This is a genomic window from Hamadaea sp. NPDC051192, assembly GCF_040682475.1.
Lineage (GTDB): Bacteria > Actinomycetota > Actinomycetes > Mycobacteriales > Micromonosporaceae > Hamadaea > Hamadaea flava.
Window position 1 is genome coordinate 1 of the sequence record NZ_JBFBAZ010000115.1, and the last position, 25,358, is coordinate 25,358.

Sequence of the window (25,358 nt, forward strand, 5' to 3'; positions counted from 1 at the left end):
GCAACAGTCATGCCGAACCGAAACGCGACTTCGCCACCAAATCCAAGATCCGCTCACCCGATTACCTGGCCAACGTTTCCTGCTGAGCCACTAGCCCTGGCGAGCCTGTTGTTCGCCGGGTTCACCGTCACCTGACGCCGGTGGCCACCTAGCGGCCGGTCACCGGGTCGTCGCGCAGCCGGGAGTGCACGTGCATGTCGTGCCAGCCGTCCGCGTGGCGGCCCGCTCCCCGCGAGGTGCCTTCCAGGGCGAATCCCAGCTTGCCCGCCACCCGGCAGGACGCCTCGTTGGCCGTCGAGTGCGACAGCTCCAACCGATGCAGGCCGGCCGCACCGAAACACCAGTCGACCATCGCCTCGGTCGCCGCGACCGCCACACCCTTGCCCCGCGCTTCCGGGCGGACCCAGTAGGACACGTGGGCCTGTCCCTCGAAGAGGTCCACCTGCCGCAACCCCACCTGGCCGAGCGGCACGTCGTCCGGGCCGGCGACCGCCCAGCTCGCGGCGCGCTCGGCCGTCCAGTACCGAGCCCAGCTCTCGATCCAGTCGAGCGCCTCTTCCCCGGTCATCGTGCGTACGTGCCAGCGTTGGATGCCTGGATCGGCGTACGCCGCGACGACGGAATCTACATCGGACTCCCGCCAGGGCCGCAGCACCAGATCCCCGGTACGCAGCACCGGCTGGGCCTGGTCGCGGAAAATCCCCTCGGGCCGGGCGGCGGTCGCAAGCAGTGGCACGTGATCATCATGCCTCAGCGACGGCCGCCTCAGCGGCTCTGGCCGCGGTGAGCGCCGTCACCGAAGCCGGGATGAGCGGAAGGCGTACCGCTGGAGTTTGAAGACGGCCGTGCGCGTGGAGAACGGCCTTGATCACTGTGGGGTTGGGCTCGGCGAACAGCGTGGCCGCGAGCCGGGCGAGGCGGTGGCCGAGGCCGGGCCGCCAGTCGGCGATCAGCTCCGCGAACGCCCGGGTGGCCAGGTGCGCGCTGGCCATGATGCCGCCGTGCGCGCCCAGCGCGAGCAGCGGCGAGATGAACTGGTCGTCGCCGCCGAGGATGGCGACCGGCGGCGGATCGGCCAGGAACTCCATCGTCGTGGCGTCGATGCCGCCGACGGCGTATTTGAAGCCCGCGATGTTGGGAATCGCCGCGATGTCGCGCAACGCGCTCGCCGACAGTGGCTGCCCCGTGCGATATGGAACGTGGTAGACGACGAGTGGGACCGGGCTCAGCTGCGCCGTCTGCTCGAAGTACGCCACCACGCCCGCCTCCCCCGGCCGCACGAAGGGCGGGACGAGGGTCAGCGCCGCGACCGCCGCCGGCCGGTCGGCCAGGTGACTCAGCTCGTCCGGGGTGTTGGCGCCGACGATCATCGGCGCCTTGCGCTCCCGGCAGACGGCGCTGACGACGTCAAGGACGTCGCGCTTCTCCGCCGCCGTGAGCGCGGACGGCTCGGCCGTCGTCCCGAGCGCGACGAGGCCGGTCGCCCCGTCGTCGAGGACTTGACCGGCCAGCTTCGTCAAGCTGTCGAGATCGACGGCGTCGCTACGGTCGAAGGGAGTGATCATGGGGACGAACAGGCCGCTCAACGTCATGCTCCCAGCTTCGCGCCGATGACTCGGTAGCACCAGTTCGGCTTTCTGAGGTGATGCGTAAGCTGAGCTGATGCTTGATGTCCGGCGGCTGATGCTCCTGCGCGACCTGGCCCGGCTCGGCACGATCGCGGCCGTCGCCGAGGCGCACACCTACACGGCGTCTGCGGTGTCGCAACAACTCACCGCCTTGCAGCGGGAGGCCGGCGTACCGCTGATCGAGCGCGCCGGCCGGACCGTCCAGCTCACCGCGGCCGGCCGTGTCCTCGCCGGGCATGCCGAGACCGTGCTCGCCGCGTTGGAGGCCGCCTCGGCCAGCGTCGCCGCCGTCCAGGGCAGCCTGCGCATCGGAGCCTTCCCATCCGCCGTGCGTACGCTGCTCCCGGCCGCGCTCGTGACGCTCGCCGACCGGCATCCCGGGCTCGACCTGACCGTCCACGAACTCGACCCAGCCGCCATGGCGGTCCGGCTGCTCGACCGCAGCCTCGACGTGGCCCTGATGCAGAGCTACGACCTGCTGCCGCTCACGCCGGAGGCCGGACTGTCCACGGTCGACCTGCTGGCCGAGACGGTCTACCTCGCAGGACCGCCCGCGCCGGCCGGTGAGCTCTCCTTGGCGGACTGCGCCGAGCGCGTCTGGATCGCGGGCAGCCCGGGGACGCTGTGCCACTCGGTGACCCTGCAGGCCTGTCACCTCGCCGGGTACGCACCCCGCATCCGCCACCACGTCGACGACTTCACCGCCGTCCTGGCCCTGGTCGCCGCCGGTCGCGGAGTCGCACTCGTGCCGTCGCTCGGCGTCGTGCCGACGCCTGGGGTGACGCTCACGCCGTTGCCGCTGCAACGGCGTACGCACGTCGCCTTCCGGTCCGGCTCCGGCGGGCATCCGGCCGTGGCCGCCTGTGTCTCGGCGCTCCGGGACGCCGCGCCCGCCGACAGTTTGCGGGTCGTTTGAGGTCAGAGCACCGCGATCGGGTTCACCGGCGAACCCGTGCCGGCCGGGATCCGAAGCGGAGCGACGACGCAGAGGAACGACCATCGGTCGTGCTGCGCGCACAGCGTACGCAGATCCTCCAGGTACAGGTAGTCGATGAGCGGGACGCCGAGGGCGTTGACGGCGAGCACGTGCACGGGGAAGTCGACGACCCCGCTCGGCGGCGCGGTGTCGTTGTTGCCGTCGCTACCGAGGACTGCGACCTGCCGATCGGCGACGTACTCCAGCGCGGTGGGATGCAGGCCGGCCCGCTCCGACGCCGTGTCCCACGGGCCCAGGGCGTTGCGGCGACGCCGGTGTCCGACCCGGACGAACAGCAGATCGCCGGGCTTCACCTGAACGTGCTGAGCCTCCTCCGCCGCCACGAGATCCGCCGCCGTCACCTGGTCGCCCGGCCTCAGCCAGCGCTCTTTCCGCACCCGTGGGATGTCGAGAAGGACACCGCGGCCGACGATCCCGTCCCGCATGACATCCACGGACAGCGCGGGCGCCCCGCCCCGCTCGACAGCATCCACTTGTACGCCGTTGTAGAGCTTGCCGTCGTAGATGACGTGGCAGAGCGCGTCGAGATGAGTGTCCGCGTTGCCGTGAACGCTCATGGCCAGCCGGTCGAAGGCGAAGTGCACGCCGGGCTCATCGCGATGGTCGGCCGGCGAGCTGATCATCTCGTGACGCCAGGGGTGCGGGTTGTCGACGGTGACCTCGGTCGACACGGGAACGGCCAGGGAGACCGAGCGACCCAGCCGGACCTCTTCCATGGCGGCTCGCGCGGTGGACGGCGTGATGTAGTTCAACGCGCCCCGGCGATCCGCCTCTCCCCAGTCGGCACGCCCCCGCAGCCGTTCGAACAGTGCCGCGAACCCCGCCGCGTCCAGCTCGGGTGCGTTCACGACCGATGCGTTCCTGCTCATTTCGGCAGGATAGGCGGCACTGAAGATCGTCATCCGGGAATCGGCGAGGCGCGGTCGCGAACGGGCGGCGTGATGCCGATAACGCCGCAGTTGCCCGCCGCTGATCGGACCGGACCCGCAGTGGCTGGCGCGATCAACGGCTTTCTGACCCGGTCCCGACGACCGGCACCTGCTCGCGAGGTGCCAGTAAGTTGATCTTGGCGAGTTTCGGTTGCCATAGCGACCTTAACTCGACAAGATCAGCTTCTGCTCCTGGTCCTCGCGTGGACCAGACGGTCAAGGCGGACACTCCGCCGGGCGAGCGGGGCGAGCGGGGCGAGCGGCGCAGCAAGCTCGGATCAGCGCGAGAGCGTCTGCGTCAGCTCCTCCAGGGAAGCCAGGCGCTGCTCGGGGTCGAGGTGTCCGGCGACGGCGACCAGCAGCAGTTCGGTCACCGCGATGGAGAGCATCATCGGGTCGATCGGCCCGGCGGCTTCGCGGGGCAGCCGGATGAGGACGTCGGCGTACTCGGCGAGCGGGGACTCCCAGGCGTCGGTGATCAGCAGCAGCCGGGCACCCCGGTCACGGGCGGCGGTGACGAACCGTGCCGTCTGCTCCGAATAGCGCCGGAAGTCATACGCCACCAGGAGATCAGCACTGGTGACGTCGAGCAGCACCCGGGCGCGTTCGGGGATCGATCCCGGGAGGTGGCGTACGCCGGGCCGCAGGCTCGCCACCTGTCGCACGAGGTATTCGGCGGCCAGTTCGCTGAGCCGCCCGCCGACCGCCCAGACGGAGCCGGCCTGCGCGATCCGGGTCGCCGCCGCGCTGAGCTGGGCCCCGGTCACCGCGGCGAGGCATTCGTCGAGCGCCGTCCGCAGTTGACCGGCGGCGGATTCCACATCGGATGGTTCGTCGACGAACGCCCGGAGCCGGGAGCGGGCGCCGGTGCGTACCGCCTCCTGGAACTCCGCGAAGCCGGCGAAGCCGAGCCGCCCGACCAGCCGGGAGGCAGTCGGTGGGCTGACGCCCGCGCGGTCGGCCAGCGTACGCAGCGACCCGAGCGCGGCGTAGGGATAGTCGTCCAGCAGCACCCGGGCGATCGCCCGCTCCCCCTGCGGGAGGTCGGCATAGATCTCGCCCAGCTGGGCCGCCACGTCAGAACTCACGTAACGAATGTTACACGACACGCCCCTAGCGCTCGATGGCGAAACGAATGTTAGAGTCGGCAGCCATGACCCCTTGGCGTGGACTGCTCCTCAGTGACTACCGGCATCTGCTGCCCGTGACCCCCGAGACCCCGGCGATCACCCTCGGCGAGGGCGGCACACCGCTGCTGCACTCGGCGTACCTGTCTGACCGGACGCGGTGCGACGTGTGGCTGAAGGTCGACGGGGCCAACCCGACGGGTTCGTTCAAGGACAGGGGGATGACCGTCGCGATCAGCCGCGCCGTGGAGGCCGGTTCGAAGCTGGTCCTTTGCGCGTCCACCGGGAACACGAGCGCCTCGGCGGCCGCGTACGCCGCCCGCGCCGGGATCGAGGCCGCGGTGCTCGTCCCGGCCGGAGCCGTGGCCCGGGGCAAGCTCGCCCAGGCCGCCCGCTACGGGGCACGGATCATCGAGGTGGCGGGAAACTTCGACGACTGCATCCGCATCGCCCGGGAGATGGCCGCGCATCATCCGGTGACACTGGTCAACTCGGTCGGCAACGAGTTGCGGCTGGCCGGTCAGCGGACGGTGGCGTACGAGATCGTCGACGCGCTCGGCGGCGCGCCGGACATCCACTGCCTGCCGGTCGGCAACGGCGGGAACATCACCGCCACCTGGACCGGCTACCGGGCGTACGCCGAGAAGCCGCCGAGGATCTGGGGATTCCAGGCGGCGGGCGCCGCCCCCTTCGTCCATGGTGGACCGATCGAGCGGCCGGAGACCGATGCGACGGCGATCCGGGTGGGCGCCCCGGCGACGTGGACACCGGCGCTGGCCGCCCGCGACGAGTCCGGCGGGTTGATCGGCTCGGTCACCGACGAGGAGATCTTCTCGGCGTACCGGGAGTTGGGCCGCCACGACGGCGTCTTCGCCGAGCCGGCGTCGGCCGCGGGCGTCGCCGGATTGCTCCGCCAGTACGCGGACGGCGCCCTGCCGGCGGGGCTGCGCGTCGTCATCACCCTCACCGGCAACGGGCTCAAGGACACCGAAGCCGCCCTGCGCGACGGGTACGCCGCCATGGCCGCCGGCCCGACGACGGGCGAGGTCGCCCGCGAACTCGGCCTCTGACGCGCGCGAGGCCGAGTCGGGAAGGCCTGGTGGTCTGTCTGCCTTTGATCTGGTGGAGGGTCACCCGGCCACGCCTGACCCTGGCGATGACGTTCTCGCGGTGGCCTTCCAGATGAACGGCGGCCTGCGCCTATCGGTGCGGGGCCGACTCTGCGCCGCGGAGAAGGTAGCCGAGGAGTCCGATCGTGAACAGGGCGTGGATGGAGATCCCGGTCCAGCTTGAGGCGCTGATCGTGGCGTTCGCGGTGGCGAGGGTGTCGATGGCGCCGAGGGTCACGTTCATGAATACGTTCGCCCATAGTGCCGGGCGCAGCATGGGTCCGGGTGAGGTACTGGCCACCCAGTCGAGGGCGGCGACGGTGACGAGGACGGCGCCGAGGGAACGGGCGACGAAGACGTCGAAGGCGGTGAGGCTGCCGAGTCGGCCCCCGGCGGCTTGCGGGATGAGCAGGGAGAGTCCGCCGATCGCAGCGAGATAGATCGCTTGGATTTTGAGGAAAAGCGTGACTTTCATGGGGTCTCCGCGTCGTGGTAGCGGGCCTGGTTGACCGACCGTGCCGTCCGCACGGACGATGCGACGGTCGGTCTACCGTGGACTTTGGCGCATCGTGGGTTGAACGTCGGGCCGGCCCGACGGCTCAGGAGTTCTGCTGCGAGGGCAGTCCAGGAAAGGGGTAGGTGACGCCCGTGAGGCGCTGCGATTCGTTCCATAGCAGGCGTTGTACGTCGGTGTCGTGGGATCGGGTGCTGGATTCGATCAGGACGGGGTACCCGCGCCACCCGCCCAGGCTGCCTGGTGCGTAGTACTGGCCGCCGCATACGCCGGGGTCGGTGGCGGCGCGCAGTGTCGAAAGCGCCCCTATTTGCGGGCTGCGCTGGCCTGCTACTGCGGTCAGGAGCTTGACGATGGAACGGTTTACGGTGCTTGCGTAGCGTGGCAGGTCGGTCGGCACGACGCCGGGTTCCACCGCGACCGCGATGGCAGAGGCGTTGATCTCAGTCAGTCGGCGCTGCAGTTCGTGGGTGAACAACAGGTTGGCCAGTTTGGACTGACCATAGGCGACGGTCGGCCGATACCGGCGCTGTTGGAAGTGCAGGTCATCCAGGTCGATGTAGCCCTGCCGGTGAGCAAAGCTGCTGACCGTGACGATCCGCGAGTGCGGCCCGGCCAGCAAGCGGCCGAGCAGCAATCCGGTCAATGCGAAATGGCCGAGATGGTTGGTACCCAGTTGCAGTTCGAAGCCGTCTTCGGTACGGCCCTGGGGCGTCATCATCACCCCGGCGTTATTGATCAGCAGATCCAGCCGAGGGTAGCGGGACGAGATCTGTTCGGCGGCCCGCCGGACCGAGGTCAGGGAGGTCAGGTCGAGCGGGATCGCGGAGACGTCCGCGCCGGGTGTCGCCTCGTTGATGCGGGCGACGGCGTTCTGCGTCTTGGTCGGGTTGCGGGCGGCCAGCACGACGGTGGCTCCGCGGGCGGCCAGCGCCTTGGCCGTCTCGAACCCGATGCCGCTGCTGGCTCCGGTGATGACCACTGTGCGTCCGTGCTGGCCGCCGATGGCCTGCGCGGTCCATCGCTGCGCTGTTTCCTGCTGCCGTGTCATGGTGGCTCCCCATCGAGATCGGTGGCATTGGCTATCCGCCGAGGTAACCGATACAATCGGGACGCTCGTCCCGTTTCAAGTGGAACGATACGGGACGGCCGTCCCGGTTGTCAATCGAGGTCTGCCACAAGGGAAGCCATGACCGACCAGCCCGAAAACGCCCCACCAGCCGTGTCATCCGAGACCACCGGTGGTCGTCCGCTGCGCGCCGACGCCCAGCGCAACCGGCAGCGTGTGCTGGAGGTAGCCGCGGCCGCCTTCACCGCAGAAGGTCTGGGGGTATCCGTCCACGAGATCGCCCGCCGTGCGGGCGTGGGTACCGGCACCGTGAGCAGGCATTTCCCGACCAAGGAAGCATTGTTCGAGGCCATCATCCTGGACCGGGCCGCCACCTGCGTGACGACAGCGCAGACCTTCGCCGAAACTCTCGAACCTGGCGCCGCGTTCTTCGCCTACCTCACGTTCCTGATCGACAAGGGGGCGGCCGACCAGATCCTGGCCGAGGTGCTGGTTCGCGGCGGCGTCGATATCGAAGCCGCCGCGAGCCGCTCCCAACACGATCTGATGGGAGCCCTGCACCAACTACTCGACGCCGCCCAACGGTCCGGGGCGGTACGCGTCGACATCGATACGGCAGACGTCAAAGCGGTCGTCGCCGGCTGCCTCTCCCGTGAACGCCAGCAACCCGACCACGCCGCCCGGAAACGGATGATCGCCATCGCTCGCGCTGGACTCAGCGCCACCGCACCCTAGCCACGCGCGCCCGCGCCGGAACCAATCCACTCTCCACCAGATCAAACGCAGACAGACCACTGGTCAGAGCGGCCGACTCAGAGCGGATCGGACTGTCCGATGGGCGGGCCGGTGAAGTCCAGCCAGTTCGGCTGTCCGATGCCGGCGATCCTGGCCGCGTCGACCGGCCCGGTCAGCTCCGCGACCTGCTCGAAGAATCGTTCGATGCCGGCCGGGGTGGTGACGACCAGCAGCCGCCCCGGCTCGTCGCCGACGTTCTGGAAGGCGTGCGGCAGTCCTCTCGGTCCGAAGGCCAGGCCACCGGTCGACGCGTACAGCATGTCGTCGCCCGCCTTGAACCGGAACTCGCCCGCGAGCACGTACCACAGCTCGTCGTCGCGCAGGTGGCTGTGCAGACCGGGACCGGCCTTGGGCGGGACGGCGAACTGCAGCACCGTCATCGCCCCGTTGGTCTGCCGGGTGTCGGCCTTGATCGTCACCTCGCCGCCGATCGGCGCGGGCAGGGTCACGCCGTCGCCCGCAGCCACGGCGAACGCACTCGTCATGTCCTCAGGCTAGGCCGTGGCCCCGGTCAAGGACGGGCAATCCGGTAGCCGACGCCGGGGGTTGTCGCGATGACGGGCGGGTCGCCGAGTTTGCGCCGCAACCGGCCCACCGTCACGGTGACGGTGTTGGTGAACGGGTCGGCGTTCTCATCCCAGACCTGTTCCAGCAGCGCTTCGGCGCTGAGGAAGCCCGGACTCGCCCGCAGCAGCGCTTCGAGCACCGCGAACTCCTTGACCGACAGGTCGAGGGCGTGGCCGTCACGGGTCGCCGTGCGGCGTACCGGGTCCAGGTCGATGCCGGCCACACGAAGGGTGCGCGGCCGGGCGTCGGGCTGCCGCCGGGCGAGCGCGCGGATGCGCAGCACCAGTTCCGGGAAGTGGAAGGGTTTGGCGAGGTAGTCGTCCGCGCCCAGGGTCAGGCCGCTCACCCGGTCGCCCGGCGCGCTCGCCGCGGTCAGCATCAGCACCATCGGGCGTTCGGCACGCTCGGTGATCATCTGGCACAGCGTGTCGCCGTGCAGTCCGGGCAGGTCCCGGTCCAGCACCACCACGTCGTACGCGGTGTGGTCGAGCTTGGCGGCGGCGGCCAGCCCGTCGGCCGCCCGGTCGACGGCCATCCCCTGATCACGCAGGCCTTCGGCGACGACCTCGGCCAGCGCCGGGTCGTCCTCGACGACGAGGATCCTCATGCCGCGACCAGCGCCTCGGACGCCACCGGCAGAGTGACGGCGGCCCGCAGCCCGCCGGTCGGGCGGGCCTGCAAGGTGAGCCGGCCACCGTGGGCCGCCGCGACAGCCGCCACAATGGACAATCCCAGCCCCGACGACCCGGTACGCGCGGCGCCCAGCCGTTCGAACGGCCGGGCCAGCCGGTCGACCTGCCGTTGGTCGAGCACTTCCCCGCCGGTTTCCACGACCAGCTCGGCGACGCCGTCAAGCGCGTGGCCCGAGATCGTGATCCAGCCCGACGGCTCGTTGTGCACCACGGCGTTGTCGACGAGGTTGCCGACGAGCCGGGCCAGCAGGGCGGGGCTGCCCTCGACCACGACGGCTTCGGGCACGTCGACCGTGAGGGTGAGCCCGTCGGCCGAGCGCGCGGTCAGGGCCGCCGTGACGAGGTCGTGCAGCGGCACCGCCGCGTTGTCGGCCAGCGCGCCGTGCTGTGCCCGGGCCAGCACGAGGAACCCGTCGAGCAGATGGTCGACCCGGTCCAGCTGCGTACGCATCCGGTCGGCCAGCACCACGGTGGCGGTGGGCGCGTCGGGTTTGGCGACCGCGACGTCCAGCGACGCCCGCATCGTGGCCAGCGGCGTACGCAGTTCGTGGGAGGCGTTGGCGACGAACCGGCGTTGGGCGTCGAACGAGGTCTCCAGCCGTTCCAGCAGTTCGTCGATCGTGTCGGCGAGGTCTTTCACCTCGTCGGACGGGCCGTCGACGGCCAGCCGCCGGTCGAGGTCGTCGGCCGTGATCCGCCGGGTCGCGGCGGTGATCGTCCGCAGCGGCCGCAGCACCCGGCGGGCCAGCGCCCGGCCGAGCACCACGGACACGACGGCCATCGCGATCATCGCGATCAGGGCGCCGATCAGCAGCTGCCGGTTCTGCTCGGTGTGCACCGCCGCGAGCTGCTCTTCCAGGACCCGGACCCGTTCCTCGACGGCCGCGTTGGCCGTCGTGGTGTTGTCGGGCGCCGCCTGTGTCTCGCTCGCCCCGCCGGCCAGCAGGATCGTCAGCCCGAGCAGCCCGGCTCCGGACACGAGGAACACAACCGCGTACAAGAGGGTGAATCGCACCCCCACGGTCCCACCACGAATCGCTCGGCGCAGCCTGATCATGCCCCAAGGATGCCCCGCCCGACCTAACAACGGCATGACAACCGCGGTTCGGGCGGTGTTACGGCGTGCTCCGTAGAACCGAGGCCATGACGAAGAAGACACTCCTCGCGCTGGCTGCCGCCGTGCTGAGCGTGGTGGCCCTGGGCCTGCTGTACGCCTTCGGCAACCAGTCCTCGTGCGACGGCCCGTGCCCGGCGGCCGCCACGGACAGCGGCGGCGCGCTGGTCAGCGACCGGTTCTGGCTCCGGCATCGCGACCTGGGGACGACCGGGGCCATCACGGTCCGGCTGACCTCGATGACCGGCACGATCACCTATCCCCCGCCGGACCACGACGAGATCGTGCCGGGTCTGACGCCGTGGGCGAAGGTCGGCGTCATCGTCAAGGACGGCGTACGCCCAGGGTCGCCGTATGCCGCGCTCGTGATGACCGGCAGCCACGGCGTCCGGTTTCAGTACGCCTACACCGAAGACGTCGCCGGGACGGCCGGATCGGCGAGTGGCGTGTCGGAGCAGTCCCCGCGCTGGCTTCGTTTGACGCGTACCGGGGACACCGTCGAGGGCTTCGAGTCGGCCGACGGCACGGCCTGGCGGAAGGTGGGCTCGGCCACCCTGCCGGGGTTGCCTGCGACTGCTCAGGTGGGTCTGCTCGCCACCTCGCCCGGCGACCTGTCGCTGCGCGAGATCGGCCTCGGCGGAGGTCTGGAGGAGGTCCGGTTCACCCAGGCCGTCGGCGTCTTCGACACGATCACGACCGAGGGAACGACAGCGGGGAGCGGCGACTGGCAGAGTGCGGCCGTCGGCGACATGAACCACACCGACTGGGAGAAGTTCCACACGGCGTCCGGGGCGAGCGAGCAGAACGGCGTGGTGACGATCGCCGGCACCGGCGACATCGGCCCGATCTCCGAGGACGGCGGGATCTCCGCCGAGCGGACGCTGTCGGGGCTGCTGGTGGCGCTGATCATCCTGCTCGTCGTCGGCGCCCGGCACGGGGCGCGTACCGCGAGTGCGGGCGGCGACCTGCGCCGGGGCGCGGTGCGGATCGGGGTGGCCGCGTTCGCCACCGCGCTGCCGGCCATCGGTGTGACCGTGCCGGTGAGCATGGCGATCCTGGCCGGCAAGGACATCCCGGTCGATCAGCTGCCGATGCTCACCGGTGTACGCGTCGTCCTGGGGCTCGCGGCGGTTCTCGCGCTCGCCACGGTGTTCGCGTACGGGTTGGGCGTGGTGCTGCGGCGCGCTTGGACCGCCGCCGGAGTCGCGCTGGCTTTGGTCGCCCTGCCCTACGCGGTCACGGTCGTGCCGTTCCTGCCCGACGTGGCCGGCACCTGGCTGCTGCGGCTGACTCCGGCGGCGGGCTTCGCGGTGCAGCAGACGCTGACCGAGTACACCCAGGTCACCGCGCATTACACCCCGGCGAACGGGTACTACCCGCTGCCGGGGTGGGCCGGGCTCGCCGTGCTCTGTGCGTACACGGGCGTCGTGCTGGGGATCGCGCTGCGCAGGCGACCTGCGGAGCCCGGCTGGCGTTAGGCCGTCATCGCCGTTAGACCATCAGCGCGCCTCGCGGAGGAAGGCCACGCCGTCGGCCTCCGCGAGGTGGGCCGGATCGAGCGGGAAGTACCCGGCGGTGGCCGGGATTCCGGTGCGTGGGGCGAGGTCCGCGAGCGACGCGGCCAGGGCCGAACCGGTCAGCAGCAGGCGATCCGAGCCGAGCGCGGTCAGCTGTCCCTCTACAGTGTTCGGATCGGGTGTGCCGATCTCCCGGTCGGGCACGGTGCCCAGGCCGGTCGCGATGAAGGCGTAGGCGTCGCCGAGCCGGGTCGCGGCGATCGCGCCCGCGCTCCACCAGGCGAGCTTCGGCCCGGCCAGCTCCCAGCGGCTGATCTGCCGTTGGAGGTGCGCGTTGGCCGCGAACACCAGCGTCGGGCCGCGCCGCGCCTCACGTTCCACGATGGACAGCAGGTTCTCGGCCATGATCGCGTCCCGCAGGGCCATCAGCCGGTTGACCCGGCCGGGCCAGTCGTGGGCCAGCGCCGCGTGGTACTGCAACAACCGTGCGGCCATCCGCACGTGCAGCTCCGCGCGCCACCAGTCGTCGGCCGAGGTCGCGGCGATCAGACTCGGCGCGGCCAGCAACAGCCCGGCCCGCAGGTCGTCGGCGAGCACGCGCAGCCGCGCGGCCTCGGGCTTCGAACCCACGCCCAGCGCCGGCTCCATCGCCGCGGCGGGGTCCTCCCATCGCGCGTCGTCGCCGCACAGACCGTCGATCTCGGCCCGGTCGGCGGGCAGCAGGTCCGGGTCCACCTCGGCCAGATAGTCGTACGCGTAGAGCAGCGGCCCGCGTGGGCTACGGGCGTACATGTTCTCGGTCGGGGCGTCGAACCCGTAGAACCGCACGTCCTCGTCGCAGTCGCGCAGCCATTCGACCAGTTCCCGGTTGGCGGCGTACGCGCCCCAGCCGTGGCTGATGCCGCGCGCGAGAACGTCGTCGAGATCTCCCGACTCTCCGTCCGCACGCCCGGCTCGAGCGTTCGCGCGGGCGTCGCGCACGTAGTCCGCCACGAGCAGCCCGGCCAGGCAGTCGCTCTCGATGGCGATCGATCGGAAGCCCGCGTCTTCCACCAGGTAGCGCAGGATCTCGTTGCGGAGCCGGGGCACGGTCTGCGGTCCGTGGGTCGGCTCGCCGAGGCCCAGCAGCCGGGGCGGGCGCGGCAAGGTGTCGAGGAAGTCCCGCAGCCCGTCCCGGGTCAGCGGGCGGGCGGCGGCGGCCAGTGCACTGCGATTCGTCATACATTCAACCGTATCGTTGAACCGTCGGTTGAGACTTTTCCCGCCTCTGACTTCGAAGGGCAGCCCGGTAAGCTTCAAACCGTGAGTTCACCCCGGTTGCGCCCGGTCGACCTCGCGCGCGAGCACGGGCTGTCGACCCAGGCCGTCCGCAACTACGAGGACGCCGGCATCCTGCCCGCGGCCCAGCGCTCGGCGTACGGCTATCGCGCCTTCTCGGCCACGCACGCTCAGGCGTTGCGGACGTTCCTGGCCCTGGTCCCCGGCTTCGGGCACGCCACCGCGACGGCGATCCTGCAGGCCGTCAACGAGCAGCGCGTCGAGCACGCTCTGGAGTTGATCGACGCCGGGCACGCCCAGCTCCGGCAGGACCGGCAGACGCTGACCACCGTGGAGCTCGCGTTACGCGACCTGGCCGTGCCCGAGCCGGCGACCGGCAGCAGCTTCGTCGGCCCGCTCGCCCGGCGGCTGGGCGTACGCCCGGCGACCCTGCGCAAGTGGGAGCGGGCCGGTCTGCTGCGGCCCCACCGGGACCGCACGACCGGCTACCGGGTGTACGCCGCCGCCGACATCCGCGACGCCCAGCTGGCCCATCAGCTGCGCCGGGGCGGCTACCCGCTGGATCGCATCGCTCTCCTGCTCGACCAGGTACGCACCGCCGGCGGCGTCGAACCGCTGGAAGCCACGCTGGCCGACTGGCGGGCCCGGCTGACCTGGCGCGGCCGGGCGATGCTCGCCGGCGCGGGCCAGCTGCATGCTTATCTGTCGATCGAGGAACCCGGTCAGACCGACAACTCCTCGGTCGACGGGTAGTCGGCGAAGACGACGTGCAGCCGATTCGCCACGCCTTCCAGGACGCGCCGCCGATGGGGCGAGGGCTTGCGATGCACCATCACGTACACGGCGCGCAGCACCGCCATCGTGTTGGCGACCGGCGTCGGCAGCGGCCCCGGCTCGCCCGTGGCCAGCAGTTCATCCACAACGGACAGCCAGCCGGTGGCGCCCGTCCCGGTCAGCTCGGGCCGCGCCAGGATCCGGGTCATCGCCCGCGCGACCCGGTCTTCTTCCAGGTGGGCGTACTGGTAGGCGGTCGGCGCGACGACCCGCTGGGCCACCACCGTCAACAGGTCCGAAAGGTCGGCCGCGGCGACCCTTGGTGAGCCGCCGAACGCCCCGGCCAGATCCGCACCGTGTGCGATCGCGTGCAGCCAGCCGAGCTCGCCGCCCCACCCGTGGATCTCCTGCTCGGCGAGCCACCAGGTCGCGAACGCCACCCGCCAGCGGCGTACGGCGTCGTCGTCGAGGCCGCCGACCTCGGCGTCGCGGTTCACCAGCGCCGCCAGGATCAGTGGAGCGAACGCCCGCGCCTGGACCTCAGGATGGCCGAGCAGCAGCACGAGCCGCTCGCCGACCTCACCGAGCCGGTCGTCCAGCGCTCCCCGCCGGACCAGTCCCACCAATTCCGTGTACGCGCGCTCGTCGCGGGCCACCGGATCCGGTGAGGTCAGCATCTCCAGCAGCTCGGTGAGGGTGGCACCGCCCGGCGAGTCGATCATGCGGGCCAGCGTAACGGCCGGCGCAGGGTCGCCGATCAGGGCGACAGCGCTGCGCGTACCAGATCACGAAACTCGCTGTCGTCGATCTCAGCCGCCGCCTCCGGGCGGAGCTTGATGGTGCCCTTGCCGGACTTCAGCTCGGGATGACGGGCCAGGAACCCGCCGTCGCGATCCGCGCCCCACCCGTAGAGCGAGACGCCGTGCTGCCAGGAGCCGAGGTAGAGCCGGCGCTTGCCCACCGTGTAGGTGGGCAGGTCGTAGGAGATCGTCACCTGCGCGCCGGGGTGCTCGGCGAGGATGATCCGGTGCAGCCGGTCGAACAGCGGCCGGTTCTCCGCCGGGATGGCCTCCACATAGTCGCGCACGGCAGCGTCCACAGCTGCGATTATTCCAGGATCAGTCGGTCACCGCGCCGATGACGAGGCGCAGAATCGGCCGCGGATCGTCGTTCGCGCCCCGCGCGATCCGGTGCAGGATCAGGCCCTCGCTCATCGCGATCAGCGCACTGGCAGCCGTCGCCGGGTCCGCCGCGCCGAGGTCCCTCAGCACCGACTCGACCCAGGTACGCATCAGCTGGTGGCCGCGCGAGACGGCCGCGCGGACCTGGTCGTCGTGCGCGGCCTCGCTGAACAGGGCCAGCCGGGCAGCGGTGAGGGTGCGGCTGGGCCCGGTCGTGTAATCGAGCATCCCGGCCAGCAGTTCCACCAGTTCGTCCCCCGTATGCGGGGACATCGGCGGCGCCAGCTCCGCCAGTTCCCGCTGCGCCATCCACTCGACGACGCCGACGGTGAGCGCGTCGCGGGTGCGGAAGTAGTTGGAGGTCGAGCCCTTGGGCAGGCCGGCGCGGGCGTCCACCTTGGCGTGGGTCAGCGACCGCAGTCCCTCGGTGCCGACCAGGTCGATCGCGGCGTCCAGGGCGCGCTGGCGGGTACTCGTCACGTGATCACTATAAACATAGTGACTTACTACTATGATCGTAGTATCATGAGGTCATGACCAGCGAGTATCCGGAGCTGGCAGGGGTCGAGCATCGTCACCTCGACCTGCCGGGTCTGCGTATGCACGTCGCCGAGGCGGGCCGGGGCTCGCCCGTCGTGCTGCTGCACGGCGTACCGCAGCACTGGTGGGAGTGGCGGTCGGTGATCCCGGCGCTGGCCCAGGACTATCGCGTGATCGTCCCCGACCTGCGCGGCGCGGGCTGGACCCAGGCTCCGGCCACCGGCTACGACCGCGAGACGCTCGTCGGCGACCTGCTCAACCTGCTCGACGCGCTCGGGTTGGACCGCGTCCGGATCGTCGCCCACGACTGGTCGGCCATCGCCGCCTTCCTGCTCTGCCTCGAGCACTCCGACCGCGTCCACTCCTACGTCAGCCTCGCCATCCCCCACCCCTACCTGCGGTTCGACGTACGGCTCCTGGGCCGCTTCCGCAACGCCTGGTACCAGCTGCCGCTGCTCACGCCGCTCGTCGGCGTACGCGGTCTCGCCGCCGGGCGGCAATGGCTGGCCCGGCAGATGCTGAGCTATCACGACCGGCCCGGCGCCATCGAGGGATCCGATCTGGACCACTTCCTCGCACCGCTGCGCGATCGCGCGTACGCCAAGGCGGTCGCCCGCCTCTATCGTGGCTTCATCCTGCCGACCGGCATCGCCATGATGCGTGGGGCGTACCGGGAGACCCGGCTGACCACGCCGACGCTGGTCCTCACCGGCGAGCACGATCCCGTCGTCCGCGCCGACCTGCTCGGCGGCCCCACCGGCAACGCCGACGACCTCGAGGTACGCGAGATCGCCGGAGCCTCCCATTTCCTCGTCGACGACCAGCCGGAGATCGTGGTGAAACACCTGCTGGAGTTCTTCGCGCGGCACTGATGTCATACCCGCTCGATACCTTCGGGGGATGCGCTTCGGGATCTACGTCGCGATCCTCGGCGACCTCGCCGACCCCCGGAAAACGGTGCAGTTGGCCCGGACCGCCGAGGCGGCGGGCTGGGACGCCCTGTTCGTCTGGGACCACTTGGCCTTCACCTGGGGCCCGCCGGCCGCCGACGCCTGGGTCACCCTGTCCGCCGCGGCGACGGCGACCGACCGGTTGCTCCTCGGCCCGGCGGTGACCCCGCTGGCCCGGCGCCGCCCGGTCGTCGTCGCGCAGACGGTCGCGACCCTCGACCTGCTCAGCTCCGGACGAGTCGTGTTCACCGCCGGACTCGGCGGCGTCGAAGCCGAGTTCACGGCGTTCGGCGAGAACGCCGAGCCGAAAACACGCGCGGCCCGGCTCGACGAAGGTCTGTCCATCGTGGACCGCTTGTGGCGGGGCGAACCGGTGACCCACACCGGCGAGCACTACACGGTGGACGGCGTGACGCTGGCTCCCCTGCCGGTCACCCGGCCCCGGGTGCCGATCTGGATCGGCGGGTACGCCCCGCCGGCGCTGCGCCGCGCAGCCGCCTGGGACGGCTGGGTCGGCGGCGGTGACGACCAGGACGGCCGGATGACGATCAGCCCGGCGAAGCTGCACGACATCGTCGGCGAGATCGGGCGGCACCGGGCGACCATGGACGGCTACGAGGTGGCGATGTCGGGCGTCAGCACAGCGTCCGACGGCTCACTCGTCCAGGCGTACGCCGACGCCGGATTGACCTGGTGGCTGGAGCACCTGCACGGCTACCGCGGCGACTTCGCCACGCTGCTCGAACGGGTAGCCGCCGGCCCACCCCACTAACCCCCCACCTCCCCACCTCCCCACCGCCCCACCGCCCCACCGCCGCCGCGCCCCACCGCCGCCGCCGCGCCGCCGCGCCGCCGCGTTGATCATGGAGTTAACTGTGGTGTCGACGGCGTGTCGAGGGGGTAAACCCCATGATCAACGGTGCGGGTCGCCGATCAGGAGCGCATCTGCGAGGTGGGACGAGCTGTACAGCTCGCATCTGCTAGTCATAGGGTGTCGGTCATGAGAATCCGCGCGCTTGTCGCGACCGTGGCCGCCGCCCTCGCCCTGACCGCCTGCTCCGGGGGGAGCGGTGCCGCCGGGACGTCCGCCACCTCGGGGGCGCCCGGCGTCACCGGCGATGTCACCGTGTTCGCGGCGGCGTCGCTGACGGAGTCGTTCACGCGGATCGGCAAGGACTTCGAGGCGGCGTACCCGGGGACGAAGGTCACCTTCAACTTCGCGGGCAGCTCCGCGCTGGCCACCCAGATCACCCAGGGCGCGCCGGCCGACCTGTTCGCCGCGGCGAGCCCGGCCACGATGAAGACCGTCACCGACGGCGGGATGGCCGACGGGGAGCCGGTCACCTTCGTGCGCAACCAACTCGTCATCGCCGTGGCCAAGGGCAACCCGAAGGGGATCACCGGCCTGGCCGGTCTCGCTCAGCCGGGGCTGAAGGTCGCGCTCTGCGCCGAGCAGGTCCCCTGTGGGGCGGCGGCGAAGAAGGCTCTGGAGGCGGCCTCGGTCAAGATCACCCCCGTGACGCTGGAACAGGACGTCAAGGCGGCCCTGCAGAAGGTCAAGCTGGGCGAGGTCGACGCCGCGCTGGTCTACCGCACCGACGCGCAGTCCGCCACGGCCGACGTCGCCGCCGTGGAGTTCCCCGAATCGGCCAAGGCCGTCAACGACTACCCGATCGTGGTGCTGAAGAACGCGCCCAACAAGACCGCCGCGCAGAAGCTGCTCGAGTGGATCCGCTCGGACAAGGGCATGGCGGTGCTCACCCAGGCCGGTTTCCAGACTCCGTGATCCGGCATGCTGATCGGGTGAGCAAGGCACGCCGGGGTACCCGGGCACCGATCGCGCTGCTGATCCCGGCGGCGCTCGGGCTGGCCTTCCTCGTGCTGCCGCTGGCCGGTCTGCTGATCCGGACGCCGTGGGGCAGCCTGCCGGAGCGGCTGGCCGCGCCCGGCGTGCTCGCCGCGTTACGGCTGTCGCTGCTGACCGCGACGCTCGCCACAGTTTTGTGCGTACTGCTGGGTGTGCCATTGGCGTGGCTGCTCGCGCGGACCGAGTTCCCGGGCCGCCGCCTGGTCCGAGCGCTGGTCACGGTGCCGCTCGTGCTGCCGCCGGTGGTCGGCGGCGTGGCGCTGCTGCTCGTCTTCGGCCGCCGGGGCCTGATCGGCCAATGGCTGGACGCGACCTTCGGGATCACCCTGCCGTTCACGACCGCGGGCGTCGTCGTGGCCGAGGCTTTCGTCGCGATGCCGTTCCTGGTCATCGCGGTCGAAGGCGCGCTGCGCGGTTCGGACACCCGCTACGAGGAGGCGGCGGCCACGCTCGGCGCCAACCGCTTCGCGGTGTTCCGCCGAGTCACGCTGCCGCTGGTCGCGCCGGGGGTGGCCGCCGGGGCCGTGCTCTGCTGGGCCCGCGCGCTCGGCGAGTTCGGGGCGACGATCACGTTCGCGGGCAATTTTCCCGGTCGTACGCAGACGATGCCGCTGGCCGTCTACCTGGCTCTGGAGACCGACCTGGACGCCGCGCTCGTGCTCAGCCTCATTCTGCTGGCGGTCTCGGTCGGCATCCTGGCCGCCCTGCGCGACAAATGGATCACGAGCCCGTGACCGGCCTGGACGCGCAGCTGATCGTGCGCCGGGCCGGCGGCTTCCAGCTCGACATACGCCTGACCGTGGCGGCTGGCGAGGTCGTGGCGTTGCTCGGCCCGAACGGGGCCGGCAAGTCGACCGCCCTACGGGCGCTGGCGGGACTGCTGCCGCTCAGCGACGGTCACATCACCCTCGACGGCCGCGTCCTCGACCGGCCGGGCGACGGCGTACTCGTGCCGCCGGAACGCCGTCCGATCGGTGTCGTCTTCCAGGACTACCTGCTCTTCCCGCACCTGACCGCGGTGGACAACGTCGCCTTCGGTCCCCGTCATCATGGCCGGCGCACAGCCGAGGCCAGGGCGACCGCAGCGGCCTGGCTGGACCGCGTCGGGTTGGCGGCGTACGCCCGCAGCAAGCCGCGCCAGCTCTCCGGTGGGCAGGCGCAGCGCGTCGCGCTGGCCCGGGCGCTCGCCGTCGAACCGTCACTGCTGCTGCTCGACGAGCCACTGGCCGCCCTCGACGCGCGTACGCGGCTGGAAACCCGGGCGCAGTTGCACCGCCACCTCGGCGAACATCCCGGGGCGACCCTGCTGGTGACCCACGACCCGCTCGACGCGCTGGTCCTAGCCGATCGCCTGATCATCGTGGAGGACGGCGTCGTCGTGCAGGAGGGCGACGCCGCGGCGATCACCGCCCGGCCGCGGACGGACTACGTCGCGCAGTTGGTGGGCCTGAACCTCTATCGCGGCCACGCCGACGGCCACACCATCACGGTGGCGGGCGGCTTCACCCTGACCGCCGCCGACACCGTACGCGGAGACGCGTTCGTCGCGTTCCCGCCGAGCGCGCTGGCGCTGTATCCGAACCAGCCCGACGGCAGCCCTCGCAACACCTGGCCCGCCACCATCACCGGCGTCCAGCAGCACGGCGACTACCTGCGTATCCAGCTCTCGGGTCCGATCGAGGCGGCCGCCGACATCACCCCGGCCGCCGCCGTACGCCTCCAGCTGACTCCCGGTCAGCCCGTCTGGGCCGCGGTGAAGGCGACCGAGACCCGGGCGTACCCGGCGTGACGTCATCAACAGGCCGATCGCGTCCGCGCGGCGGTCACCCGGGCCTGGCCCGCCTCACTTCTCGCTGAAGGTACGCGTCTCGGCCACGATCGAGGCGGTCACCTTGTGCATGCCCTTGCCCGCGCTCAGTGCCCGCCGCTGGCGTTCGGCCGATGTGCCACGCTTGGCGAGCTCCAGCAACGCCTCATCCACGTACGCGTCGTCGCCGGACGCCTCCAGCGCTGGGCGGACGTGGCGGATGAAGCGGCGTACCAGGTCCTTGGAGGCCACGGCGTCTCCGGCGACCGCGTCGACCAGCTTGCCGCGTAACCCCGAGCGAGCAGCCCGCCAGGTCGCACCGCGCAGCAGCTCGTCGGCGACGTCGGGAATCGGCTCGCCGCGTTCCTCCTCGTCCGCCGCGGTGACCACGAGCGCCCGCGCGAGCGCCGCGATGAGCAGGACGTCGTCGAGCATCGGGCAGGCGTCGGCGATGCGGATCTCCAGCGTCGGATAGCGCTGCGACGGCCGGACGTCGTAATAGATCATCCCGTAGTCGCCGATGACCCCGGCCGTGATCAGCTTGTCGACCCGTCGGTGGTAGTCCGTGCGGTCGGCGAACAGCGGCATCGGACCCGAGGTCGGCCACCGGGACAGCACGACCGCCCGGTAGGAGGCGTACCCGGTGTCCTGGTTCTGGAAGTAGGGCGACCCGCCGGAGAGCGCGAGCAGCACCGGCAGCCAGCCGCGGATCCGCCGGATCAGATGGAAGGCCAGATCCTCGTCCGGTACGCCCACCTGCACCTGGCACGCGCAGACCTGCTGCTCGACGGCGAGCCGGCGGTACTCGTCGGAGATGCGGCGGTAGCGCTCGTCGGGGTAGACCGGCGCGGTGACGATGCCGCAGTCGGGCACCGTCCCGGCCGCGGCGATCCACAGCCCGACCCGGTCGCCGGCCTGGATCAGCGTCGTCCGGGTCGCGATCAGCGCCTGCCGCAACTCGTCCAGGTCGTGGCAGACCGGGGTCGCGGTCTCGACCATCGCCTGCTGGAACTCCTGGTTCGGCAGGCCGAACACGTCGTGCGCCCCGAAGGCGGACAGCAGCTGCCGCGCGCCCGGCGCGAGCCGGCCGGTAGCGGGGTTGAGCAGGTGGAATTCCTCCTCCACCCCGAAGGTCAGCCCGACGCCGCGGTCCATGCTTCTACCATGTCAGGTGGGGTAGCAGCATTAACACCCAATGCCGGATTCATACCCCAAGACCAGCTTTTATGGTATTGATGCGCCCTCCCCAGGAGACGGTGACGCCGGCGGCCACCAGACCAGGTGGCGACGCGCCGGCGTACACATCCGTCCATAAAGGATACATAGACGAATCTCAAATTGCAATCGCGCGTTCACGTTCCGTTCCCGCCACCTCGACGGCCGGCTCGGCGACGGCCGGAAGCGCCGCCAGGCGTCCCGCGTACGCGAGGAAACCCAAGCCGCACAACAGGAAGCAGTTCGCGACCGCGGTGACCCAGCCGTGCCAGCCGTACTCCCCCGGCCCGCCGAAGCGGGGCGTCCACCACATCGGAGCGAGCACGAAGACGGCGTACGCCACCGCTGCGGCGATCCGGGCCGCCCGGCCACCGCGCAGCAGCACGGCAAGTGCCGGCACCACCCAGACCCAGTGATGCGCCCACGAGATCGGCGACACCAGCAGGCCGGTCACCCCCGTCGCCGCGACGGCGGCCAGCCAGTCCCCGCGCCGGGCCAGCCGGGCCGCGATCACCAGCCCGGCGAGCCCGATCACCGCCGGGATCACCGGATACCAGGCGTCGATCGCCGGGTCGTTCGTGAACAGCCGCCGGAGCATCCCGTATGGCGACTGATTGCTGATGTAGGGAGCGCCGACACGGGATGTGTCGAAGAACAGGCTCAGCCAGTACATCCGGGAAGCCTCCGGCGCCACCAACAGGCCGAGCAGTCCGCAGCTCACGAACGTGACCACCGCTGTCGCGGCAGCCCGCGTACGCCCGGCGACCAGCAGGAACACGATGAAGATCGCCGGCGTCAGCTTGATCGCCGCCGCGACGCCGATCCACACCCCGCCGAACCGGCCCCGCGAAACCAGCCACACGTCGAGCAGGATCATCCCGAACAGCAGCAGGTTGATCTGCGCCTGGAACAGGGTGTGATACACCGGCTCCAGGAGCAGCCCGGCCGCCACCGCCATCGCCAGCGACAACCGGGTGACCGGCCGGCCCGCCAGCCGCATCACCACAGCGCAGCCGCCGGCGAACGCCGCCACCGACAGCAGCTGCCAGAGCAACCGCCCCAGCGTCAGCGGCAACACCGACCACGGCGCGAAGACCAGCGCGGCGAACGGCGAATACGTGAACCAGTGCGCGAGCGCCTGCTCGGTGTAGAGCCGAGCGTCGGAGGCGACGGCCTGGCCGCCCCACATGTAGACGGAGAAGTCGAGGGACTCCCAGAGCACGGTGAAGACGACGAGGGCGACGATCTCGATCGCCAGCGCGGTGTAGACGGCTCGCTTGATCATGCGGGCCACCCTACACTGCGCGTATACCCTCAGCGTATACGCGGGGGGAATAACGCTCTGACCAGCACAATTGCTAGATCAGGGCTGCTCGGTCGGCAGTTGCTCGGTCAGGGCTCGGTCAGCAGCTTGCTCGGCCAGGGCTGCTCGGTCAGGGCTGCTCGGTCAGGGCTGCTCGGTCAGCAGCTGCGAGAGGAGCACGACGCGGACCGGGACGTAAGAGCCGTCCCGCAGGCGGTAGATCTCGACCGACGCGTCGAGCGGATCGTCGGCCGCCTCGTCGACAATCCAGTACTCCGGAATGCCCGCGTCCGCGTACTCCCGGAACTTCTGCTCGCGGTCACGGGCGACCGAGATCCGGTCCCTGGCCTTGTTGCCGTCATGGGAGATGATCTCCACGATCACCTCGATGACGCTGGGACTGAGCGTCGTCGTCCGCTCGCGGACCAGGTCTTGCCGCGAAACGCTCAAGCCGACGACGTCGGGTCGGCGAACGTTCTGGCCGGTCGGCACGAAGAGTTCACCGGTGGCCGTGGAACACCGGCGCTTCAGGTAGCCCTTGACATCGTCGCTCGCATATTCATGCCAAGCGCTGGGGGGAGCCATCAGCAGCAACTCGCCGTCTTGGATCTCGAAGGGGACATCGAGATCGATGTCGTCGACGTCATCGACGGTCAAGACGCCGACGGGAACCCAGCCGTGGATCTCATAGCCGAGGCGCGCGGCATCCGGCATCACGGCGGTCATGGGTTCCTCCTCCCGACGCTCCGACGACATGTCCACCCTTCCGACGCCTCCGACCAGCGGAAACCGCATTGTCATGTGTCCAACAGAACACCCGTGCGATAACCCGGGAAGTTGCTACTCATAGCGTACGTCCGGCTACGACCTGCCGAGAGTCAGGATTCGCTGTCGTGGGCGAGCCGCTGGAACAACAGGTGGTCCTGCCACTGGCCGGCGATCCTGATGTACCGCCGGGCGACGCCGATCTCCTCGAACCCGTTGCGCCGCAGGACCTTCTGCGAACCAGCGTTGTGCAGCAGCGTGCCGGCCTCCAGCCGGTGCAGACCCAGCTCGCCGAACGCGAGGTCGAGGACCGCCGCGACGGCGGCGGAGGCCACGCCGCGGCCGTTGGCCGACTGGGCCACCCAGTAGCCGAGATGCGCGCCCTGAACAGGGCCGCGCTCGATCGCGGTCAGCGAGATCATGCCGACGATCTCGCTCGGCCTGCTCGCGTCCACTCCGCCGGACGGGGCCACGATGACGCAGCGGTTCTCGATTCCGGCTGCCCGGGCGGCCTCGCCGATCGCCAGCCGCGCTTCCTGTCCGTCCTTGGTGAAGAACGTCTCGTCGCGTACGGGTTCCCAAGGGCGCAGGAACTCGCGGTTATCCGTGTAGAGACGACTCAAGTCCGCGGCGTCGGCGATCACCGCCGGACGGATCTGGATCATTCGCCGAGGGTACCCGGCAGCTCCTTCGCGTACGCGTCGTGCAGATCCTGCCAGCCGTGCTCCAATGCGGCCCGGCCTCGGATGGGCGGCACGGGATGGCCGTCGAGCAGCCGTTCGGCGACGTCGAGGCACAGGTGCCAACCGGCCGCCGCCCGCGGCAGGTCATCCGATCCGGCGACGGTGTGCCGCAAGGTCAGCCGGGTTCCGGCCGGGGTCGGCGTCAACTCCCAGCGCAGCAGGTCCTCGCCCCAGGCGTACTCCAACAGGGTCGGCGGCTCCGCGCGGAGCACCGTCGCGGGAAGGTCCACGGCGAGATCGCCGTCGATCATGGCGAGCGTCGTCGCGCCCAGCTCGCTGAGATCGCGTTCGGCGCGGAACGGCGCCCACTGTCCTACCTGGGCCGGATCGGTCAACGCCGCCCACACGCGCTCCGGCGGGTGGGCGAGGTCGCGGACGAACTTCAGCGTCCACCGGCCGTCGTCGGTACGCGTCGCGTCCGCTTCGCGCAGCGGACCAGGCTGGAAGGTGCTCATGATTCCTCCAAGGCTTTCCGGTCGAGGTGGCGCTCCAGCGCGTCGAGGTGCCGGGGCCACAGCTCGCGGTAGGGCGCGAGCCACTCGTCGACGGTTCGCAGCGGTGCCGGTTCGACCCGGTAGACGCGGGACTGCGCGGCGACCTGACTGGTCACGAAACCGGCGTCGCGCAACACCCTGAGGTGCTTGGAGACCGAGGGCTGGCTGATCGCCAGCGTGCCGACCAGGTCCCCCACGGTGCGGGGAGCCTGGCGCAGCTCGTCCAGGATCCGGCGCCGGGTCGGCTCGGCGAGTACAGCGAACGCGTCAACTACCACACGGTCCAATATACCTCCACCGTTATATACCCCACAAGTCATATGCCCCCGTTGATCATGGAGTTTCCAGCCTCGACACACCGTCGAGACAACGGTGAACTCCAT

The 25,358-nt window shown here is 70.7% G+C and carries 29 protein-coding genes; 10 read left to right on the plus strand and 19 right to left on the minus strand.

Annotation, left to right across the window (positions count from 1 at the left end; translation table 11 throughout):
- Nucleotides 1–148 precede the first annotated feature (148 nt).
- Together AB0M47_RS32550 and AB0M47_RS32555 are read right to left on the minus strand one after the other, a co-directional pair.
- Nucleotides 149–700, minus strand: coding sequence for a GNAT family N-acetyltransferase (locus AB0M47_RS32550; RefSeq protein ID WP_363420931.1), 552 nt, complete (start codon nt 698–700; stop codon nt 149–151).
- Nucleotides 701–743: 43 nt separating this feature from the next.
- The gene (locus tag AB0M47_RS32555) at nt 744–1,592 is read right to left on the minus strand and encodes a dihydrodipicolinate synthase family protein (protein ID WP_363420875.1); all 849 of its coding nucleotides are present in this window, start codon (nt 1,590–1,592) and stop codon (nt 744–746) included.
- Nucleotides 1,593–1,662: 70 nt separating this feature from the next.
- On the opposite strand from AB0M47_RS32555, the gene AB0M47_RS32560 reads away from it, so the two are divergent.
- Entirely contained in the window at nt 1,663–2,544 is an 882-nt protein-coding gene (locus AB0M47_RS32560) for a LysR family transcriptional regulator (RefSeq protein WP_363420877.1), read from the plus strand.
- Nucleotides 2,545–2,546: 2 nt separating this feature from the next.
- Here the strand turns inward: AB0M47_RS32560 and AB0M47_RS32565 are convergent, their stop codons facing one another.
- Both AB0M47_RS32565 and AB0M47_RS32570 read right to left on the minus strand, forming a co-directional pair.
- The gene (locus AB0M47_RS32565) at nt 2,547–3,494 is read right to left on the minus strand and encodes a cyclase family protein (RefSeq protein WP_363420879.1); all 948 of its coding nucleotides are present in this window, start codon (nt 3,492–3,494) and stop codon (nt 2,547–2,549) included.
- 338 nt (nt 3,495–3,832) lie between these two features.
- The gene (locus AB0M47_RS32570) at nt 3,833–4,642 is read right to left on the minus strand and encodes a MurR/RpiR family transcriptional regulator (protein WP_363420881.1); all 810 of its coding nucleotides are present in this window, start codon (nt 4,640–4,642) and stop codon (nt 3,833–3,835) included.
- 65 nt (nt 4,643–4,707) lie between these two features.
- Between AB0M47_RS32570 and thrC the strand changes: the two genes are divergently transcribed.
- Nucleotides 4,708–5,751, plus strand: coding sequence for a threonine synthase (gene thrC / locus AB0M47_RS32575; RefSeq protein ID WP_363420883.1), 1,044 nt, complete (start codon nt 4,708–4,710; stop codon nt 5,749–5,751).
- Between the two features lie 130 nt (nt 5,752–5,881).
- Here the strand turns inward: thrC and AB0M47_RS32580 are convergent, their stop codons facing one another.
- Together AB0M47_RS32580 and AB0M47_RS32585 are read right to left on the minus strand one after the other, a co-directional pair.
- Nucleotides 5,882–6,265, minus strand: a complete 384-nt coding sequence (locus tag AB0M47_RS32580; protein ID WP_363420885.1) for a hypothetical protein — start codon at nt 6,263–6,265, stop codon at nt 5,882–5,884.
- 124 nt (nt 6,266–6,389) lie between these two features.
- Entirely contained in the window at nt 6,390–7,355 is a 966-nt protein-coding gene (locus AB0M47_RS32585; protein ID WP_363420887.1) for an oxidoreductase, read from the minus strand.
- Nucleotides 7,356–7,493: 138 nt separating this feature from the next.
- Between AB0M47_RS32585 and AB0M47_RS32590 the strand changes: the two genes are divergently transcribed.
- Nucleotides 7,494–8,108 carry a helix-turn-helix domain-containing protein gene (locus AB0M47_RS32590; protein ID WP_363420889.1) on the plus strand — a complete coding sequence of 205 codons (615 nt, stop codon included), beginning with the start codon at nt 7,494–7,496 and terminating at the stop codon, nt 8,106–8,108.
- 77 nt (nt 8,109–8,185) lie between these two features.
- On the opposite strand, the gene AB0M47_RS32595 is transcribed toward AB0M47_RS32590, so the two are convergent.
- The 3 genes from AB0M47_RS32595 to AB0M47_RS32605 are packed head-to-tail and all read right to left on the minus strand — an operon-like array spanning nt 8,186 to nt 10,448.
- Nucleotides 8,186–8,653: a cupin domain-containing protein gene (locus tag AB0M47_RS32595; RefSeq protein ID WP_363420891.1), complete on the minus strand. Its 468-nt coding sequence runs from the start codon at nt 8,651–8,653 to the stop codon at nt 8,186–8,188.
- Between the two features lie 26 nt (nt 8,654–8,679).
- Entirely contained in the window at nt 8,680–9,342 is a 663-nt protein-coding gene (locus AB0M47_RS32600) for a response regulator transcription factor (RefSeq protein WP_363420893.1), read from the minus strand.
- The gene (locus AB0M47_RS32605; protein ID WP_363420895.1) at nt 9,339–10,448 is read right to left on the minus strand and encodes a HAMP domain-containing sensor histidine kinase; all 1,110 of its coding nucleotides are present in this window, start codon (nt 10,446–10,448) and stop codon (nt 9,339–9,341) included. The genes AB0M47_RS32600 and AB0M47_RS32605 overlap by 4 nt, the downstream gene beginning before the upstream one ends.
- Before the next feature lie 122 nt (nt 10,449–10,570).
- Between AB0M47_RS32605 and AB0M47_RS32610 the strand changes: the two genes are divergently transcribed.
- Entirely contained in the window at nt 10,571–12,019 is a 1,449-nt protein-coding gene (locus tag AB0M47_RS32610) for a hypothetical protein (RefSeq protein WP_363420897.1), read from the plus strand.
- A 21-nt stretch (nt 12,020–12,040) separates the two neighbouring features.
- Here AB0M47_RS32610 and AB0M47_RS32615 read toward each other — a convergent pair whose 3' ends face one another.
- The gene (locus AB0M47_RS32615) at nt 12,041–13,279 is read right to left on the minus strand and encodes an erythromycin esterase family protein (protein ID WP_363420899.1); all 1,239 of its coding nucleotides are present in this window, start codon (nt 13,277–13,279) and stop codon (nt 12,041–12,043) included.
- A gap of 81 nt (nt 13,280–13,360) precedes the next feature.
- Here AB0M47_RS32615 and AB0M47_RS32620 point away from each other — a divergent pair, with 81 nt between their 5' ends.
- Complete coding sequence (locus AB0M47_RS32620) at nt 13,361–14,089, plus strand: TioE family transcriptional regulator (protein WP_363420901.1); 729 nt, start codon at nt 13,361–13,363, stop codon at nt 14,087–14,089.
- Here the strand turns inward: AB0M47_RS32620 and AB0M47_RS32625 are convergent.
- The 3 genes from AB0M47_RS32625 to AB0M47_RS32635 are packed head-to-tail and all read right to left on the minus strand — an operon-like array spanning nt 14,059 to nt 15,771.
- Entirely contained in the window at nt 14,059–14,832 is a 774-nt protein-coding gene (locus AB0M47_RS32625) for a DUF2785 domain-containing protein (RefSeq protein ID WP_363420903.1), read from the minus strand. The genes AB0M47_RS32620 and AB0M47_RS32625 overlap by 31 nt on opposite strands.
- Before the next feature lie 35 nt (nt 14,833–14,867).
- The gene (locus AB0M47_RS32630; RefSeq protein WP_363420905.1) at nt 14,868–15,209 is read right to left on the minus strand and encodes a DUF1801 domain-containing protein; all 342 of its coding nucleotides are present in this window, start codon (nt 15,207–15,209) and stop codon (nt 14,868–14,870) included.
- A 19-nt stretch (nt 15,210–15,228) separates the two neighbouring features.
- On the minus strand, nt 15,229–15,771 hold the full coding sequence (locus AB0M47_RS32635) for a TetR family transcriptional regulator C-terminal domain-containing protein (protein WP_363420907.1): 543 nt from the start codon (nt 15,769–15,771) through the stop codon (nt 15,229–15,231).
- A gap of 53 nt (nt 15,772–15,824) precedes the next feature.
- Here AB0M47_RS32635 and AB0M47_RS32640 point away from each other — a divergent pair, with 53 nt between their 5' ends.
- From AB0M47_RS32640 to AB0M47_RS32660, 5 genes are all read left to right on the plus strand, one after another.
- Entirely contained in the window at nt 15,825–16,703 is an 879-nt protein-coding gene (locus AB0M47_RS32640) for an alpha/beta hydrolase (RefSeq protein ID WP_363420909.1), read from the plus strand.
- A gap of 28 nt (nt 16,704–16,731) precedes the next feature.
- Nucleotides 16,732–17,553: an LLM class flavin-dependent oxidoreductase gene (locus AB0M47_RS32645; protein WP_363420911.1), complete on the plus strand. Its 822-nt coding sequence runs from the start codon at nt 16,732–16,734 to the stop codon at nt 17,551–17,553.
- 228 nt (nt 17,554–17,781) lie between these two features.
- On the plus strand, nt 17,782–18,567 hold the full coding sequence (gene modA / locus AB0M47_RS32650; RefSeq protein ID WP_363420913.1) for a molybdate ABC transporter substrate-binding protein: 786 nt from the start codon (nt 17,782–17,784) through the stop codon (nt 18,565–18,567).
- 17 nt (nt 18,568–18,584) lie between these two features.
- Nucleotides 18,585–19,382 carry an ABC transporter permease gene (locus AB0M47_RS32655; RefSeq protein ID WP_363420915.1) on the plus strand — a complete coding sequence of 266 codons (798 nt, stop codon included), beginning with the start codon at nt 18,585–18,587 and terminating at the stop codon, nt 19,380–19,382.
- On the plus strand, nt 19,364–20,437 hold the full coding sequence (locus AB0M47_RS32660; protein WP_363420917.1) for an ABC transporter ATP-binding protein: 1,074 nt from the start codon (nt 19,364–19,366) through the stop codon (nt 20,435–20,437). Before AB0M47_RS32655 ends, AB0M47_RS32660 begins: the two co-directional genes overlap by 19 nt.
- Before the next feature lie 54 nt (nt 20,438–20,491).
- Here AB0M47_RS32660 and AB0M47_RS32665 read toward each other — a convergent pair whose 3' ends face one another.
- The 6 genes from AB0M47_RS32665 to AB0M47_RS32690 form a co-directional block, all read right to left on the minus strand.
- Nucleotides 20,492–21,610: a glutamate--cysteine ligase gene (locus AB0M47_RS32665; protein ID WP_363420919.1), complete on the minus strand. Its 1,119-nt coding sequence runs from the start codon at nt 21,608–21,610 to the stop codon at nt 20,492–20,494.
- Nucleotides 21,611–21,788: 178 nt separating this feature from the next.
- A complete protein-coding gene (locus tag AB0M47_RS32670) occupies nt 21,789–22,955 on the minus strand; it encodes a glycosyltransferase 87 family protein (RefSeq protein ID WP_363420921.1) in 1,167 nt (388 codons plus the stop codon).
- Between the two features lie 162 nt (nt 22,956–23,117).
- Nucleotides 23,118–23,699 carry a Uma2 family endonuclease gene (locus tag AB0M47_RS32675; protein ID WP_363420923.1) on the minus strand — a complete coding sequence of 194 codons (582 nt, stop codon included), beginning with the start codon at nt 23,697–23,699 and terminating at the stop codon, nt 23,118–23,120.
- Nucleotides 23,700–23,851: 152 nt separating this feature from the next.
- Nucleotides 23,852–24,403, minus strand: a complete 552-nt coding sequence (locus tag AB0M47_RS32680; RefSeq protein WP_363420925.1) for a GNAT family N-acetyltransferase — start codon at nt 24,401–24,403, stop codon at nt 23,852–23,854.
- On the minus strand, nt 24,400–24,936 hold the full coding sequence (locus AB0M47_RS32685; RefSeq protein WP_363420927.1) for an SRPBCC family protein: 537 nt from the start codon (nt 24,934–24,936) through the stop codon (nt 24,400–24,402). The genes AB0M47_RS32680 and AB0M47_RS32685 overlap by 4 nt, the downstream gene beginning before the upstream one ends.
- On the minus strand, nt 24,933–25,253 hold the full coding sequence (locus tag AB0M47_RS32690) for a metalloregulator ArsR/SmtB family transcription factor (protein ID WP_363420929.1): 321 nt from the start codon (nt 25,251–25,253) through the stop codon (nt 24,933–24,935). Before AB0M47_RS32690 ends, AB0M47_RS32685 begins: the two co-directional genes overlap by 4 nt.
- Between the last annotated feature and the right edge of the window lie 105 nt (nt 25,254–25,358).

What these genes read in the sequence shown, in the direction of transcription:
- AB0M47_RS32555 (WP_363420875.1), bottom strand. Translation starts at nt 1,592, where the DNA reads ATGACGTTGAGCGGCCTGTTCGTCCCCATGATCACTCCCTTCGACCGT.
- AB0M47_RS32560 (WP_363420877.1), top strand. Translation starts at nt 1,663, where the DNA reads ATGCTTGATGTCCGGCGGCTGATGCTCCTGCGCGACCTGGCCCGGCTC.
- AB0M47_RS32565 (WP_363420879.1), bottom strand. Translation starts at nt 3,494, where the DNA reads ATGAGCAGGAACGCATCGGTCGTGAACGCACCCGAGCTGGACGCGGCG.
- thrC (WP_363420883.1), top strand. Translation starts at nt 4,708, where the DNA reads ATGACCCCTTGGCGTGGACTGCTCCTCAGTGACTACCGGCATCTGCTG.
- AB0M47_RS32580 (WP_363420885.1), bottom strand. Translation starts at nt 6,265, where the DNA reads ATGAAAGTCACGCTTTTCCTCAAAATCCAAGCGATCTATCTCGCTGCG.
- AB0M47_RS32585 (WP_363420887.1), bottom strand. Translation starts at nt 7,355, where the DNA reads ATGACACGGCAGCAGGAAACAGCGCAGCGATGGACCGCGCAGGCCATC.
- AB0M47_RS32590 (WP_363420889.1), top strand. Translation starts at nt 7,494, where the DNA reads ATGACCGACCAGCCCGAAAACGCCCCACCAGCCGTGTCATCCGAGACC.
- AB0M47_RS32595 (WP_363420891.1), bottom strand. Translation starts at nt 8,653, where the DNA reads ATGACGAGTGCGTTCGCCGTGGCTGCGGGCGACGGCGTGACCCTGCCC.
- AB0M47_RS32600 (WP_363420893.1), bottom strand. Translation starts at nt 9,342, where the DNA reads ATGAGGATCCTCGTCGTCGAGGACGACCCGGCGCTGGCCGAGGTCGTC.
- AB0M47_RS32610 (WP_363420897.1), top strand. Translation starts at nt 10,571, where the DNA reads ATGACGAAGAAGACACTCCTCGCGCTGGCTGCCGCCGTGCTGAGCGTG.
- AB0M47_RS32615 (WP_363420899.1), bottom strand. Translation starts at nt 13,279, where the DNA reads ATGACGAATCGCAGTGCACTGGCCGCCGCCGCCCGCCCGCTGACCCGG.
- AB0M47_RS32625 (WP_363420903.1), bottom strand. Translation starts at nt 14,832, where the DNA reads ATGATCGACTCGCCGGGCGGTGCCACCCTCACCGAGCTGCTGGAGATG.
- AB0M47_RS32640 (WP_363420909.1), top strand. Translation starts at nt 15,825, where the DNA reads ATGACCAGCGAGTATCCGGAGCTGGCAGGGGTCGAGCATCGTCACCTC.
- AB0M47_RS32645 (WP_363420911.1), top strand. Translation starts at nt 16,732, where the DNA reads ATGCGCTTCGGGATCTACGTCGCGATCCTCGGCGACCTCGCCGACCCC.
- modA (WP_363420913.1), top strand. Translation starts at nt 17,782, where the DNA reads ATGAGAATCCGCGCGCTTGTCGCGACCGTGGCCGCCGCCCTCGCCCTG.
- AB0M47_RS32660 (WP_363420917.1), top strand. Translation starts at nt 19,364, where the DNA reads ATGGATCACGAGCCCGTGACCGGCCTGGACGCGCAGCTGATCGTGCGC.
- AB0M47_RS32665 (WP_363420919.1), bottom strand. Translation starts at nt 21,610, where the DNA reads ATGGACCGCGGCGTCGGGCTGACCTTCGGGGTGGAGGAGGAATTCCAC.
- AB0M47_RS32670 (WP_363420921.1), bottom strand. Translation starts at nt 22,955, where the DNA reads ATGATCAAGCGAGCCGTCTACACCGCGCTGGCGATCGAGATCGTCGCC.
- AB0M47_RS32675 (WP_363420923.1), bottom strand. Translation starts at nt 23,699, where the DNA reads ATGACCGCCGTGATGCCGGATGCCGCGCGCCTCGGCTATGAGATCCAC.
- AB0M47_RS32680 (WP_363420925.1), bottom strand. Translation starts at nt 24,403, where the DNA reads ATGATCCAGATCCGTCCGGCGGTGATCGCCGACGCCGCGGACTTGAGT.
- AB0M47_RS32685 (WP_363420927.1), bottom strand. Translation starts at nt 24,936, where the DNA reads ATGAGCACCTTCCAGCCTGGTCCGCTGCGCGAAGCGGACGCGACGCGT.